Origin of the sequence: Enterobacter sp. ODB01 (assembly GCF_001623605.1) — a bacterium.
Taxonomy (GTDB): Bacteria; Pseudomonadota; Gammaproteobacteria; order Enterobacterales; family Enterobacteriaceae; genus Enterobacter; species Enterobacter kobei.
Map to the genome: position 1 here is coordinate 1,258,126 of NZ_CP015227.1, position 13,835 is coordinate 1,271,960.

General features: G+C 55.3%; 14 protein-coding genes. 2 read left to right on the plus strand and 12 right to left on the minus strand.

All coding sequences use genetic code 11. From position 1 onward, the window contains the following. Positions 1 to 29: 29 nt before the first annotated feature. Complete coding sequence (gene ubiD / locus A4308_RS06060; protein ID WP_023331547.1) at positions 30 to 1,535, minus strand: 4-hydroxy-3-polyprenylbenzoate decarboxylase; 1,506 nt, start codon at positions 1,533 to 1,535, stop codon at positions 30 to 32. A gap of 170 nt (positions 1,536 to 1,705) precedes the next feature. On the opposite strand from ubiD, the gene rfaH reads away from it, so the two are divergent. Continuing rightward, the gene (rfaH, locus tag A4308_RS06065) at positions 1,706 to 2,197 is read left to right on the plus strand and encodes a transcription/translation regulatory transformer protein RfaH (protein WP_014885616.1); all 492 of its coding nucleotides are present in this window, start codon (positions 1,706 to 1,708) and stop codon (positions 2,195 to 2,197) included. Here the strand turns inward: rfaH and tatD are convergent. The 9 genes from tatD to udp all read right to left on the minus strand — a co-directional run bounded on the left by tatD (position 2,194) and on the right by udp (position 10,104). Next, positions 2,194 to 2,976 (minus strand): 3'-5' ssDNA/RNA exonuclease TatD, encoded by a 783-nt coding sequence (gene tatD / locus A4308_RS06070; RefSeq protein WP_032635121.1) that lies wholly within the window; start codon positions 2,974 to 2,976, stop codon positions 2,194 to 2,196. The two genes, rfaH and tatD, sit on opposite strands and share 4 nt — an antisense overlap. Positions 2,977 to 3,017: 41 nt before the next feature. Further along, positions 3,018 to 3,788, minus strand: a complete 771-nt coding sequence (gene tatC / locus A4308_RS06075; protein WP_023331550.1) for a Sec-independent protein translocase subunit TatC — start codon at positions 3,786 to 3,788, stop codon at positions 3,018 to 3,020. Positions 3,789 to 3,790: 2 nt separating this feature from the next. Next, positions 3,791 to 4,333: a Sec-independent protein translocase protein TatB gene (tatB, locus tag A4308_RS06080; RefSeq protein ID WP_023331551.1), complete on the minus strand. Its 543-nt coding sequence runs from the start codon at positions 4,331 to 4,333 to the stop codon at positions 3,791 to 3,793. Positions 4,334 to 4,336: 3 nt separating this feature from the next. Further along, complete coding sequence (tatA, locus tag A4308_RS06085) at positions 4,337 to 4,591, minus strand: Sec-independent protein translocase subunit TatA (RefSeq protein ID WP_014885620.1); 255 nt, start codon at positions 4,589 to 4,591, stop codon at positions 4,337 to 4,339. Positions 4,592 to 4,667: 76 nt separating this feature from the next. Next, complete coding sequence (gene ubiB / locus A4308_RS06090; RefSeq protein ID WP_014885621.1) at positions 4,668 to 6,308, minus strand: ubiquinone biosynthesis regulatory protein kinase UbiB; 1,641 nt, start codon at positions 6,306 to 6,308, stop codon at positions 4,668 to 4,670. Continuing rightward, the gene (gene ubiJ, locus A4308_RS06095; protein WP_045135431.1) at positions 6,305 to 6,910 is read right to left on the minus strand and encodes a ubiquinone biosynthesis protein UbiJ; all 606 of its coding nucleotides are present in this window, start codon (positions 6,908 to 6,910) and stop codon (positions 6,305 to 6,307) included. The genes ubiB and ubiJ overlap by 4 nt, the downstream gene beginning before the upstream one ends. Before the next feature lie 13 nt (positions 6,911 to 6,923). Beyond that, the gene (gene ubiE / locus A4308_RS06100) at positions 6,924 to 7,679 is read right to left on the minus strand and encodes a bifunctional demethylmenaquinone methyltransferase/2-methoxy-6-polyprenyl-1,4-benzoquinol methylase UbiE (RefSeq protein ID WP_014885623.1); all 756 of its coding nucleotides are present in this window, start codon (positions 7,677 to 7,679) and stop codon (positions 6,924 to 6,926) included. Between the two features lie 66 nt (positions 7,680 to 7,745). Further along, positions 7,746 to 9,203: a DNA recombination protein RmuC gene (rmuC, locus tag A4308_RS06105; RefSeq protein ID WP_045281883.1), complete on the minus strand. Its 1,458-nt coding sequence runs from the start codon at positions 9,201 to 9,203 to the stop codon at positions 7,746 to 7,748. A gap of 139 nt (positions 9,204 to 9,342) precedes the next feature. Continuing rightward, entirely contained in the window at positions 9,343 to 10,104 is a 762-nt protein-coding gene (udp, locus tag A4308_RS06110; protein WP_003860792.1) for a uridine phosphorylase, read from the minus strand. Positions 10,105 to 10,359: 255 nt separating this feature from the next. On the opposite strand from udp, the gene A4308_RS06115 reads away from it, so the two are divergent. Further along, the gene (locus tag A4308_RS06115) at positions 10,360 to 11,163 is read left to right on the plus strand and encodes a dienelactone hydrolase family protein (protein WP_014885625.1); all 804 of its coding nucleotides are present in this window, start codon (positions 10,360 to 10,362) and stop codon (positions 11,161 to 11,163) included. Positions 11,164 to 11,204: 41 nt separating this feature from the next. On the opposite strand, the gene A4308_RS06120 is transcribed toward A4308_RS06115, so the two are convergent. Further along, positions 11,205 to 12,263 (minus strand): glycoside hydrolase family 130 protein, encoded by a 1,059-nt coding sequence (locus A4308_RS06120; protein ID WP_023331554.1) that lies wholly within the window; start codon positions 12,261 to 12,263, stop codon positions 11,205 to 11,207. Continuing rightward, entirely contained in the window at positions 12,247 to 13,830 is a 1,584-nt protein-coding gene (locus A4308_RS06125) for an alpha-amylase family glycosyl hydrolase (RefSeq protein WP_045281884.1), read from the minus strand. Before A4308_RS06125 ends, A4308_RS06120 begins: the two co-directional genes overlap by 17 nt. Between the last annotated feature and the right edge of the window lie 5 nt (positions 13,831 to 13,835).

A 13,835-nucleotide genomic window follows, 5' to 3' on the forward strand; every position in this document is an offset into this window, starting at 1 on the left:
CGCTCTCTCTGTCGTGAAGTCTATAGGGCTTAACGGCCTGTTTCAGGTTTACCGTTATTCATTATGGCCAGTTCATCCCAGATCGCGTCAATACGCGCGGTCACGGCAGGATCTTTTTTGATCGGGCGACCCCATTCACGGTCGGTTTCGCCAGGCCATTTATTTGTGGCATCCAGTCCCATTTTTGAGCCAAGACCGGAAACCGGCGAGGCAAAGTCCAGGTAATCTATCGGCGTGTTCTCGACTAACACCGTATCGCGCGCCGGGTCCATTCGCGTGGTAATCGCCCAAATGACGTCATTCCAGTCGCGAGCGTTAACGTCATCATCGCAGACAATAACAAATTTGGTATACATAAACTGGCGCAGGAAAGACCAGACGCCCATCATCACGCGTTTCGCATGACCGGGATACTGCTTCTTCATCGTCACTACCGCCAGGCGATACGAGCACCCTTCAGGGGGCAGGTAAAAATCAACGATTTCCGGGAACTGCTTTTGCAGGATCGGCACAAACACTTCATTCAGCGCCACCCCCAGTACTGCGGGTTCATCCGGTGGACGCCCGGTGTAGGTAGAGTGATAAATCGCATCTTCACGCTGCGTAATGTGCGTAACGGTAAACACCGGGAAGTTATCCACTTCGTTGTAATAACCGGTGTGGTCGCCGTAAGGGCCTTCCGGTGCCAGTTCGCCCTGCTCAAGGTAACCTTCCAGCACAATTTCCGCACTGGCCGGAACTTCGAGATCGTTCGAAATACACTTCACGACTTCGGTTTTTGTCCCGCGCAGCAGGCCGGCAAACGCATATTCAGAGAGCGTATCCGGCACGGGTGTAACGGCTCCCAGAATAGTGGCCGGGTCAGCGCCTAAGGCGACAGAGACCGGGAAACGTTCACCCGGATGCGCAGCGCACCACTCCTGGAAATCCAGCGCGCCGCCGCGATGCGACAGCCAGCGCATGATGAGCTTATTCTTACCAATCAACTGCTGGCGGTAAATACCCAGATTTTGCCGTTCTTTATGCGGACCGCGCGTGACGGTCAAACCCCAGGTGATCAGCGGCGCAGCATCTTCAGGCCAGCACTGCATAATGGGAATTTTGGTCAAATCAACCGCATCGCCTTCCAGCACTTTTTGCTGGCACGGCGCACCGCGCAGGCGTTTGGTTGGCATGTTCAGCACCTGCTTAAACTGCGGCAGCTTGTCGAACAGATCGCGGAAGCCTTTCGGTGGCTCTGGCTCTTTCAGAAATGCCAGCAGCTTACCCACTTCACGCAACGCGGTAACGTCTTCCTGCCCCATCCCCAATGCGACACGACGCGGTGTACCAAACAGGTTGCACAGCACCGGCATGGAGTAACCTTTCGGATTTTCAAAGAGTAACGCGGGGCCACCGGCACGCAGGGTGCGGTCAGCAATTTCTGTCATTTCCAGATAAGGATCAACAGGAAGTGTAATGCGTTTGAGTTCGCCCTGCTTTTCCAGCAGCGTCAGGAAGTCGCGGAGATCGTGGTATTTCATGCAGTTAGTCATGGCCTCTCTGTAAGCGCTTCATTATACGGCGTAAGCCTGCTTGATGCTGTAATTTTGTTAAATTAGCGTGAACTTATGCGTTCTGTTCCAGGTTCACCCATTATAATCAACTTAGCGATCCCTCCAGGGTTTTGATATGCTTGCGCCCCGAACTAAGGGAAAGAGTGATTATGCAGGCCTGGTATTTACTGTATTGCAAACGCGGGCAACTTCAGCGCGCGCAGGAACATCTTGAACGTCAGTCTGTAAATTGTCTGACACCCGTGATCACGCTTGAAAAAATGCAGCGCGGGAAGCGCACAACCGTCAGTGAGCCGTTATTCCCGAACTACCTGTTCGTGGAGTTCGACCCTGAGGTGATCCACACCACCACCATCAGCGCAACGCGCGGCGTCAGCCACTTCGTTCGTTTTGGCGCCCACCCGGCCACCGTTCCGTCGACGGTCATTCATCAGCTTTCGGTGTATCAACAGCCCGAAGGGATCACCGACCCGGAAACCCCTTACGCGGGTGATAACGTCGTCATTACGGAAGGTGCATTCGAAGGCCTGCAGGCGATTTTCGCCGAGCCGGACGGTGAAGCACGCTCCATGTTGTTGCTCAACCTGCTGAACAAGCAGGTGTTGCAGAGCGTCAAAAATACCGACTTCCGTAAAGTTTAAAAACTGATCCTGAAGAGATGGCGCACGTTGTCATCCGTCTGCGCAGAAAGCCAGTGCGGATCGTCTCCACGCCATCGCGCCACGCGCTCAACAATGTGCCCCAGGTATGCAGGCTCATTTCGCCGCGATGACGGTTTGGGCGTCATATCTCTCGGCAGCAGATAAGGCGCATCGGTCTCAATAAGCAAACGGTCGGCCGGAATCAACGGTAACAGCTCGCGTAGCTCAAGCCCGCGGCGCTCATCACAAACCCAGCCGGTAATGCCGAGAAACAGCCCGCGCGCCAGGCACTCCTGCGCCTCCTGCCTTGAACCGGTGAAGCAGTGCAGCACCGCGCCGGGGAGTTTATCCAGCCAGGGATCCAGAAGCGCGAGAAAACGTTCGTGCGCGTCGCGGCAATGCATAAAGACGGGCATTTCAAGCTCTGCCGCCAGAGCAAGCTGGGCAGTGAATGCCTTTTCCTGTTCGTCAGGCGTGGAGAAGTTGCGGTTAAAATCGAGCCCACACTCGCCAATGGCCACCACCTCAGCGGTTTTCGCCAGCCTGTAAAGGATTTGTGCGCTCTCCTCGGTCCACTGGCTACTGTCATGAGGGTGGATGCCTGCGGTTGACCAGCAGTGTTCATAACGTTGCGCCAGAAGCTGCGCCTGCTCGCTCTCATGAAGGTTAGTTCCGGTCAGCAGGAGTCCTTTAACGCCGGCGTCAAAAGCACGCGCAACAACGTCATCGCGATCTTTTGCAAACTGCGAGCTGGTCAGGTTGAGTCCGATATCAAACATGCGAATCCCCATATAACAACCGCCCTGACGGGCGGCTGGTTTTACTCTTCAGTGGTCTTTTCAGACGCATCGTCTACATCGTCCGATCGGCGTCCTTTACCCACGTAGAAACGCGAGAAGAATACGCCAACCTCAAAGAGGCAATACATCGGTATGGCCAGTAACGTCTGCGAGAAAACATCCGGCGGCGTGAGCAGCATGCCGACCACAAATGCACCTACCAGGATATACGGACGCTTTTTACGCAGGTCTTCAGGGGTCGTTACCCCAACCCAGCAAAGCAGCACAATGGCGACCGGCACTTCAAATGCCACGCCAAACGCCATAAACAGCGCCATGACGAAGCTGAGATAGCTGGCGATATCTGTCGACACCTGCACCCCTTCCGGCGCGGTGTGCGTCAGGAAGCCAAAGGCCAGCGGGAAGACAACGAAGTAGGCAAACGCCATACCGATATAGAACAGCAACGAGCTGGAGACCAGCAGCGGGATCACCAGTTTACGTTCATGTTTATACAGCGCTGGTGCCACAAACGCCCATACCTGATAAAGGATGACGGGTGCGGACGCAATCAACGACACCCAAAAGGTGAGCTTAATAGGGGTAAAGAACGGTGAGGCAACATCTGTTGCAATCATCGTTGCCCCCAGCGGCATCTGCTTAATCAGCGGTGCAGAGACCACCTGATAGATATCGTTGGCGAAATAGACCAGGCACAGGAATATCACCAGAACCGCAATAATGCAGTTTAACAGGCGCTTACGCAGCTCAATAAGGTGCGTAATAAGCGGTTGAGTATCATCTACTGCCATGGTTACGCTTTATCACTCGACGAGGGGGATGATTCGGAAACAGGCGCGACGGGTTTCGCTTCCGCCACTTTTATCGTGGGGTCTTCCGGCTGCGCCTGTTTTTTCACTTCGGTTTCCTGCGGCGTCTGTTCTGGCGCGGCGGCCTGGTGCTCAGCACTCGCTGGCGTCACGCCCTCACGTTGCGCTTCGCTGTCCTTCACCACCGGGTTATGAATGGTGTTCGCTTCATCGCTCGCTTTTTCAGGATCGTTAACGCTGTAAGAGCGCTTCATGGATTCCGCCGCTTCGCGCAGTTCATCCATTGAGGCTTTCAGTTCCGGCGTCAGGTTATCCATGCTCGCCTTCTCGACCTTTTTCAGGCTTTCCTGAAACTCCTGGAGCTTAAGTTCCTGTGCCAGTTCATTCTGAACGGTCGATGCCAGCGATCTCAGCGCACGCACCCAGCCCACAACGGTTTTCACCGCCACGGGCAGACGCTGCGGACCCAGCACGATCAGGCCAATCACAAAGACTAGCAGCAGCTCACTAAAACCAATGTCGAACACGACTTACACCTGCTCTTTATCGTGGCTTTTGGCGTCTTCTTTTTTGGCTTCTTCTTGCTTATCGGAGATGGATTTTGCAGTAAAATCAGCATCCTGGCTGGCTTTATCCTGCTTGTTCTCATCATCGCTCATTGCTTTCTTGAAGCCTTTGATAGACGCGCCCAGATCGGAACCGATAGAACCGAGCTTTTTAGTGCCAAACAGCAGCACGACGATGACGGCAATAATGACTAATTGCCAGATACTGATACCACCCATACAAATTCCTCAGGAATAGATGATTAATTGGTCAAGTCGCATTATACGTATGCGACCCGTCGATGGCGACGCAAACTCAGCGCGTTTTTCTCCATCCGGCTAGCCAGACAACAACCCCGCCAGCCATCAGCCAGGCGGGCATCATCTGCCAGTCCGGACGATTGATTAGCAGCAACGTACCGCTCAACAGCAGCGTTGCGCCAATCCCAAAGAGATAGCGTGATTGTCCCTGGCGCACGCGACTGGACTGAAGCTCGCGGGCGATTTTATCCATGCTGTGCTGAAGGTTCTTGCTCTGACGCAAACTGTCGTAAACCAGTTCAGGAATTTCGGGCATTTTTTCAATCCAGAACGGGCCTTTCTCTTTCAATGAGCGCACCAGCGCTGGAAAACCTACCTGATCCTTAATCCAGGATTCCAGGAACGGTTTAGCCGTCTTCCACAAGTCTAACTGAGGATAGAGTTGGCGACCTACACCCTCAACGTAAAGTAATGTTTTCTGAAGTAAAACTAATTGCGGCTGAACTTCCATATTAAAGCGGCGAGCCGTATTAAACAGGTTTAACAGCACGTGCCCGAAGGAGATTTCTGCCAGCGGCTTTTCAAAAATCGGCTCGCAGACGGTACGAATAGCAAACTCAAACTCTTCGACGTTGGTGTCCGGCGGAACCCAGCCGGAGTCAACGTGCAGCTCAGCCACCTTACGGTAGTCACGGTTGAAGAACGCGATAAAGTTCTCGGCCAGATAACGCTTATCTTCTTTATTCAGCGACCCCACAATCCCGCAGTCGATACCGATATACTTCGGATCCTCAGGATGCTCGTAGCTCACAAAAATATTGCCCGGGTGCATATCCGCATGGAAAAAGCTGTCGCGGAACACCTGAGTAAAGAAGACCTGAACGCCACGTTCGGCCAGCAGCTTCATGTTCGTTCCCTGCTTCTCCAGCGCCGCCACATCCGAAACCGGAATACCGTAGATGCGCTCCATGACCATCATGTTCTGACTGCAGTAGTCTGAATAGACCTCAGGCACATAAAGCATCGGGCTGTTTTCAAAGTTACGACGCAGCTGAATGGCGTTTGCTGACTCGCGCAGCAGGTTAAGCTCATCAATCAGCGTTTTTTCGTATTCCCGCACCACTTCCATCGGACGCAGACGACGGCCATCAGGTAACAAACGTGGTACCCAGCGCGCCAGACGATAAATCAGCTTCATGTCAGCTTTGATGACCGGCAGGATATCCGGGCGGATCACCTTGATCACCACCTCTTTGCCGTTCTCTTTCAGACGCGCGGTATGCACCTGAGCAATAGACGCCGACGCCAGCGGGGCTATTTCGAAATCGTCAAACCAGGTTTCAACGGGAAGATTACCCATTGCCTCTTCGATCTGTTTCTTTGCCCTCACTCCGTCAAACGGGGCAACACGGTCCTGCAGCATTGCCAGTTCATCGGCAATATGAGGCGGGAAGAGATCGCGGCGGGTTGAGAGCATCTGTCCGAACTTAATCCATACCGGGCCAAGCTCCTGCAGCGCCAGACGCAGACGTTCACCCAGCGGCTGACCTTTATGACGATTAGGCATCCAGAACAACATCCGCCGCCAGATTCTAAGCGGCAGCGTGATACGCATTTTGGGGATAAGCTCATCGAGCCCGTAACTCAAAAAGGTGTGGACGATAAAATAGAGGCGCCGAATTTCACCAGGCGTCATTTGCCCTCCAGTTTTTCCAGCCGTTTGGTTAATGCATCAACCGCACGTTCAACAGCAGCGGTTTCTTCCGCAAACCATGCCACTTCCAGCGGACCGGGGGCCATGCGCCACTCTTCAGTCAGGACTTCTGCGGCATAGCGCTGCTGCCGTTCCAGATTTTTGCGCAAGAACGCCGTGCCGCCATGAATAGCTTTCCCGATCCCTTCAGCGGCGATGTCACCAATAAAAGGCGCGAGCAGTTCTGCCGGGTCAAACTCCGCCAGATCGCTGAGCGCAACGAAGTTTTGTACGACCTGGATGTCGCCCTCCACTTCCAGCTCACCGCTGCGGATAAGCGCCGTCAATTGCTGGCGATCGCGCAGTTTTGGCAGCACGCTCATATGGGTAATGACCGAGCAATCCGCCTCGCCTTCCCACTCACCCAGAACATCGAGCTGGCGTTCGCTGAAGACCAGCACGAGCGGCGTTGAGAACTCTTTTAATACAATGCGCAGGACCTTCCCGTTAAGTCGCTGACGTGCAGCTTTTAGCGCCGGCGCGCGATACAGGAAGGCATTGAGCACATTCTCGATGCCTGCGGTGACTAAGGGTTTAAAGGGCACGGGACACCTCCACTCAGAATTTGTAACCGCGATGCAGCGCAACGACACCCGCCGTCATGTTGAAGTATTCAACGTTCTCAAATTCCGCATCCTGCATCATGGCTTTTAGGGTGTCCTGATCCGGGTGCATGCGAATGGACTCCGCCAGATAGCGGTAGCTCTCCGCGTCGTTCGCCACCAGTTCACCGATACGCGGCAGCACGTGGAAGGAATAGGCGTCGTAGGCTTTGCTCAGCGGCTCAATGATCGGTTTAGAGAACTCGAGCACCAGCAGACGTCCACCCGGCTTCAGTACACGGTACATGGAGCGCAGCGCTTTTTCTTTGTCGGTGACGTTACGCAGGCCGAAGGAGATCGTGATGCAGTCAAAGGTATTATCCGGGAATGGCAGCGCTTCGGCGTTAGCCTGCACGTATTCCACATTGCCCACCACGCCGATGTTACGCAACTTTTCGCGTCCCATTTTCAGCATGGAGTCATTGATATCGGCCAGAACAACGCGGCCAGTTTCACCCACCAGACGGGAAAACTTCGCCGTCAGATCGCCTGTTCCACCAGCTAAATCCAGCACGGTTTGTCCACGGCGCACACCGCTGCAGTCAATGGTGAAGCGTTTCCACAAGCGATGAATGCCGAACGACATTAAGTCATTCATCACATCGTACTTCGCCGCCACGGAATGAAATACGTGGGCCACCATGTCAGCTTTCTGCGCTTTGGCGACAGTCTGAAAGCCAAAGTGCGTCGTGTCTTGTGAATCGTCAACCATCTCAGAGCCTGCTAATCAGTCAAATGTTCGTGAAGTGTAACAGATTGGGCGCGTTTGCCCTACGATTCAACCGCCTTGATAGAAACGTGTCGGCGGCTCGTCAGACGATAAATCCGTCGTTAACTCGTTGTCTTCGCTGGGTGTCTTTTGTTCATCTGCGCCTTCACGCAGACGGAACTCTTCGTCTTGCGCCGTGGCCTGCTCCACCAGTTCCGGATTAATCTCGCGTTTGACCTCCACCCCCAGGCCGCGGAATGCTTCAGCCTGAGCAAGTAGGTTGCCCCGCCCGGAGGCGAGTTTTTTCATCGCCTGACGGTAGTTATCCTGCGCACGGTCCAGGCTTTGCCCGACCGAGGACATATCGTCCACGAAGAGGCGCATTTTGTCGTACAGCTTGCTGGCACGCTCGGCAATCTTCTGTGCATTGCGGCTCTGGTGCTCATAGCGCCACAGGTTAGCAATGGTACGTAATGCCACCAGCAGGGTGGTGGGGCTCACCAGCATAATATTATTTTTGAGCGCTTCGGTGATCAGTTCGGGCTGTCTGTCGAGGGCCAGCAGGAACGCCGGTTCGACCGGAATAAACATCAGCACATAGTCCAGCGAGCGCAGCCCCGGAAGCTGCTGATAATCTTTTCTGCCCAGCAGTCGGATATGGTTACGCACGGAGGCAATATGCTCCTGCAGCGCCGACTCGCGCGTGTAGTCGTCTTCCGCATTAAAGTAACGCTCATACGCCACCAGCGTCATTTTGGCGTCGATCACCACATCTTTCCCCTGCGGCAGACGCACAATGACGTCTGGCTGCATCCGCGAGCGGGCATCGCTCTCGATACTCACCTGCGTTTCGTATTCATACCCCTCGCGCAGGCCAGAGGCCTCCAGCACGCGGGTGAGCACCACTTCTCCCCAGTTACCCTGGGTTTTGTTATCCCCTTTTAGCGCCCGAGTGAGGTTGACCGCCTCCTGCGCCATTTGCGCATTCAACTGCTGAAGATTACGAATCTCGTGCGCCAGCGTGTGCCGCTCGCGGGCTTCCTGTCCAAAGCTGTCCTGCACCTGACGGCGAAAACCGTCCAGCTGTTCACGCAGCGGCGTCAGCAGACTGTTCAGACTCTGGCGATTCTGTTCGTCAACGCGGCGGTTGCTGTGTTCGAAAATGCGGTTGGCGAGATTCTCAAACTGCTCGCTGAGGCGCTGCTCGCTGTTAATCATCTGACGGATTTTGTCTTCCGCATGCAGCTGCGTGGATTCGAGGCGGGTAGTCACTTCGCGGAGATCGGCCTCCAGCGACGTGTTGATATCACGCAGGTTGCGCAGTTCGTTATTGAGCAGCTCGCACTCGTCGCGCCAGTGGTCACTTAGCGCAAGCTGTTGCTTTACCGCGCTGAGCTCGGCGACGATCTCTTCGCGCTCCGCCAGCTGATCGGCCTTCTGCTGCGCATGCTGGTAGCTGGAAATCAGCCAGCCTATCGCAACGCCCGCCAGCGCAATCACCGCATAAATCAGGATTGAGATATCCACAATGCCCCCTGCATCAACGTATTACCCGCACAAAATAGAATTGTGCTGTATAAACGTCCAGTTTGAAAGGGTTTTCCTGCGAGGTGCTACGCAAAAAATAAAGGCCGAACGCGTCGGCCTTTGATTTGAGAAGAGAGGGCTAGATCAGGCGACGAGCCGCTTCCACCACAATTTTCACCGCATGACTTTCGGTCTGCTTCATGGTTTCGGCGTTCGGGATCTCCTGCTGAGTACGGTTGACGATAACGCCCGCCACCATACCGGCACGCAGACCCTGGCTTGCACACATGGTCAGCAGCGTCGCGGATTCCATTTCGTAGTTCATTACGCCCATGGACTGCCACTCTTCCATTGAGCCTTTGAAACGGCTCACAACGCGGCCAGAGAAGGTGTCGTAGCGCTCCTGGCCCGGGTAGAAGGTGTCGGAAGAGGCGGTTACGCCAACGTGGGTGGTCGCGCCCACGGACTTCGCGGCTTCAACCAGCGCGGTGGTGCATTCGAAGTCAGCCACTGCCGGGAATTCCATAGGCGCAAAGTGCAGGCTTGCCCCGTCCAGACGAACGGATGCCGTCGTCACCAGTACGTCGCCCACGTTGATGTGCGGCTGAATCGCGCCGGTCGTGCCGATACGCAGGAAAGTACGAATGCCCAGCTGCGCCAGCTCTTCAACTGCAATAGAGGTAGACGGACCGCCGATACCGGTGGAGCACACAATCACCGCTTTGCCATCCAGCTCTGCACGCCAGGTGGTGAATTCACGATGGGCAGCCAGTTTGACCGGCTTATCCATCAGCGCGGCGATCTTTTCCACACGCTCAGGGTCGCCAGGGACGATAGCGAGCGTAGCCCCTTGTAAATCATTTTTAGTGAGGCCGAGATGAAAAACATCAGACTTAGACATAGGTGACTCCTCTGTGGGTCGGTTAGTCAGAAGAAGTAAAACGGTACTTTACAGAAGCAGTAAGCATAATTTCGTGATGCATCTCACCATGAATGAAAATGATTGCAGTGAATTTCCATCAAAAAGTGATTTACATCACATTAACAAGTTATATCGTCAGGTGCTGCACAAAAGATAGACCGTTTAAGGCACTGTGAGTTGTTAACCTGGTGTCTATATTTACCTTTGCGCTAACTCATTGGTACGGAGAATGCCATGACTGAAAAAACCGGTTTTGCACCTGCTGCAGCCCCGCTTGCTTCAACCATCGTTTCAACCTCAGAAGAGGCCATTACGGCGGGAGAGACCTCCATTCCCTCTCAGGGGGAGAATATGCCTGCCTGGCACGCACGACCAAAATCGGCAGACGGTCCGCTGCCCATCGTGATTGTGGTTCAGGAGATTTTTGGGGTTCACGAACATATTCGCGACCTCTGCCGTCGCCTGGCACTTGAAGGATATCTGGCCGTTGCGCCAGAACTCTACTTCCGTCAGGGCGATCCAAACGACTATAGCGATATTCCAACGCTGTTCAGCAATCTGGTCAGCAAAGTCCCGGACGCGCAGGTGCTGGCCGATCTCGACCACGTTGCCAGCTGGGCGGCGCGTAACGGCGGCGACCCGCACCGTCTGATGGTCACCGGCTTCTGCTGGGGCGGACGCATTAGCTGGCTGTATGCCGCACACAATCCGCAGCTCAAAGCGGCTGTCGCCTGGTATGGCAAACTGGTGGGCGAGAAAACGCTGAATTCGCCAAAACATCCGGTGGACATCGCCACTGAGCTCAATGCCCCGGTGCTGGGTCTGTATGGCGGCCAGGACACCGGTATTTCGCTTGATTCGGTAGAAACCATGCGCCATGCGCTACGGGCAGCCAATGCCAATGCTGAGATTGTGGTGTATCCGGATGCCGGACATGCGTTTAACGCAGATTACCGTCCGAGTTATCACGCGGAATCGGCGAAAGATGGCTGGCAGAGAATGCTGGCGTGGTTTAGCCAGTACGGCGGGAAGAAATAAACACTTCGCAGCCCCGGCGAAAGCCGGGGCTGCGTCAGGGCTTACTCCAGGCCCAGATGTTTCCACAGCTCGTCCATCGGCAGCGTGGCCAGGGCGATACGCTCATCCGCCGCACCATACCAGATATGCAACGTGTCATTACGCACCAGCGCCCCGCAGGTAAAGACGACGTTACCGAAAAAGCCTTCACGCTCATAGGGCGCGCTCGGCTCCAGCAGCGGTACGGAAGATTTGGCGATGAGGGTGAGCGGATCCTCAAGATCCAGAAGCAGAGCGCCCAGGCAATAACGCTGGCTAGCGTCAACGCCGTGATAAATCTCCAGCCAGCCGCGCGCGGTCTTGATCAGCGGCGCGCCGCCACCCGACTTCAGCGCATCCCATTCGTCTCCCGAGCGTCCCAGCAGATGCCGGTGGTTTCCCCAGTGCAGCATATCGGGCGATTCGCAGATCCAGATTTCCGGGTGGCCGAAATGGCAGGGCGCGGGCCGGGTAAGCGCCCGGAAGGATCCGCCAACCTTCTCCGGGAAGAAACAGACGTCGCGGTTATCAGGGCAGAAAATCAGCCCTTTCTTGTCGACGGAGATAAAATCAACGGTGGTCGCCAGCGCGGTGGAGATACCCAGCGATGACACGGCGGAGTAATTGATGTACCAGACATCGTCAATCAGGGTGATACGCGCATCTTCACAGCCAAATTCCTCATAGCGGCTGTCGGCGGTAATAAACGGCTGTTGATCGATGGTGAAATTTACACCGTCCTGGCTTCGCGCCAGGCGCAGGTGGGACATTGACGTCAGCCAGACCTGAGCCGGGTCGCTTTTCAGCACAATGGTACGCGGGTCGCTAAAATCATAGCGCGGGTCGTTGCGGTCGAACGTTTTTGTTGCCGCCTGCCAGCCGCCGGACTGCTGCACCAGAAGCGGAACGACGATCTTCTGTGGGTCATCATTTATCACGCTCTCGGCAACCCGAAGCAGCAGGATAATCTCCCCATGATACTCCGTTACCCCGGCGTTAAAGACGCACTCCACTTTCCGTCCTGGCAGAGAAGGCACCACGTCGCTCGGGGTGATCAACGGATTCTTACCGTGTCTGTTCATATACACTCCTTTTTATCAGAATTTGATTTTTATCCAGCTGCTGCGCGTTTTGGCCGTACAGGACATCCGCTTCAATGGCCCACAATGGGTTTTGTACCGGCTGGCCAAAATTCACGGCCACCCAGACCTGTTCCTGCGCCGTTGTTCGGGTAAACCAGACGCACGCCTTATGGCGCTTCAGTAGGCTGCACTCCCCATGCTGTAGCGCCCCGATGGCGGCCCGAAGCGCAATGAAGGTCTGGTACTGACGCCACAACGAGCCGGGCGTCGATATCTGATGTTCGGCATTGAGCAAGGGATAGTCCTGGCTGACGGGCATCCACGGCGTGGATGTGGAAAAGCCCGCAAACGGTGCGTCGCACCAGAGGAAGGGGGCGCGGGACCCATCCCGTGAATGTTCAATGGCCTGCGCCAGCGCGTCGGCGGCACTGCACCCCTGCCGCATGGCCGTGTCGTAGAAGGTTTTTCCCTGAATATCAAAAATCTGCCCGACCGTCTGAGGCACATAGTCGGGCATCCCCAACTCGTCACCCTGAAAAATAAACGGTACGCCGCGCACGGTCAGCTGTAGCGCCAGAACGGCCAACGCCCGGGCGGCGTCATGCGGGCCTTCACCAAAGCGGCTAATCATGCGCGGCATATCGTGGCTGGAAAAGAATAGCGTCGGCAGGCCAGACTGCAGCGCCAGCGTGGCGTTAATCTCGTCGCACAGGCGTGCCGCATCGAAGGTTTTCTGGCTGCCAATATTGAAGTTAAAGACCACGTCCATCAGCGACGGGGCCTGATAACGGGCCAGGGTCTCCCTCTCCTCGCTGCCGATTTCGCCGATCAGGAAAACATCCCCTTGCTGCCTGGCATGTTGGCATACGCGCTGCAGCGTGCCGATGAGTCCCGGCTGATTCACGTCATGCTCATGCTGCTGTACTCCCGCTTTCTCCGGATTGTCAGGCCCGATGCCGCGCGTACTGAGGAAATTAATCACGTCGAAGCGGAAGCCATCCACGCCCTGTGCCTGCCAGAAATCAATGACCTGAAGCATTTCCTGCTCAACCGCGGGGTTCGCCCAGTTAAGATCGACCTGCTCAGGCGCGAATTTATGGTAGTAAAACTCGCCGGTGTCCGGCTCCGGGCTCCAGGCGCTGCCGGAAAAAAATGACTCCCAGTTGTTAGGGTGCGCGCTGAAAAGAAAATAGTCCCGATAGCGGCTTGCGGGATTATTCCAGGCATCCTGAAACCACGGATGCTGCGAAGAGACATGATTAAGCACCAGATCGATAATGACCCGGATCCCCTTTTCATGGCAGCGATGAACGACGTCGCGAAAATCGGTCAGCGTGCCGAATCGTGGGTCGACGGCGCAGTAATCACTAATGTCATACCCGTTATCCACCAGAGGAGAGGGGTAAAACGGCGTGATCCAGATGGCACCGATGCCTAACGCGCTCAGGTAATCCACTTTTGAGAGCAGGCCTGGGAAATCACCCAGCCCGTCACCGTTACCATCGCAAAACGACGGCAGATAAATTTGGTAACAGGTACAGGCCTGCCACCAGGGTTGTTTGTTCACCGTAC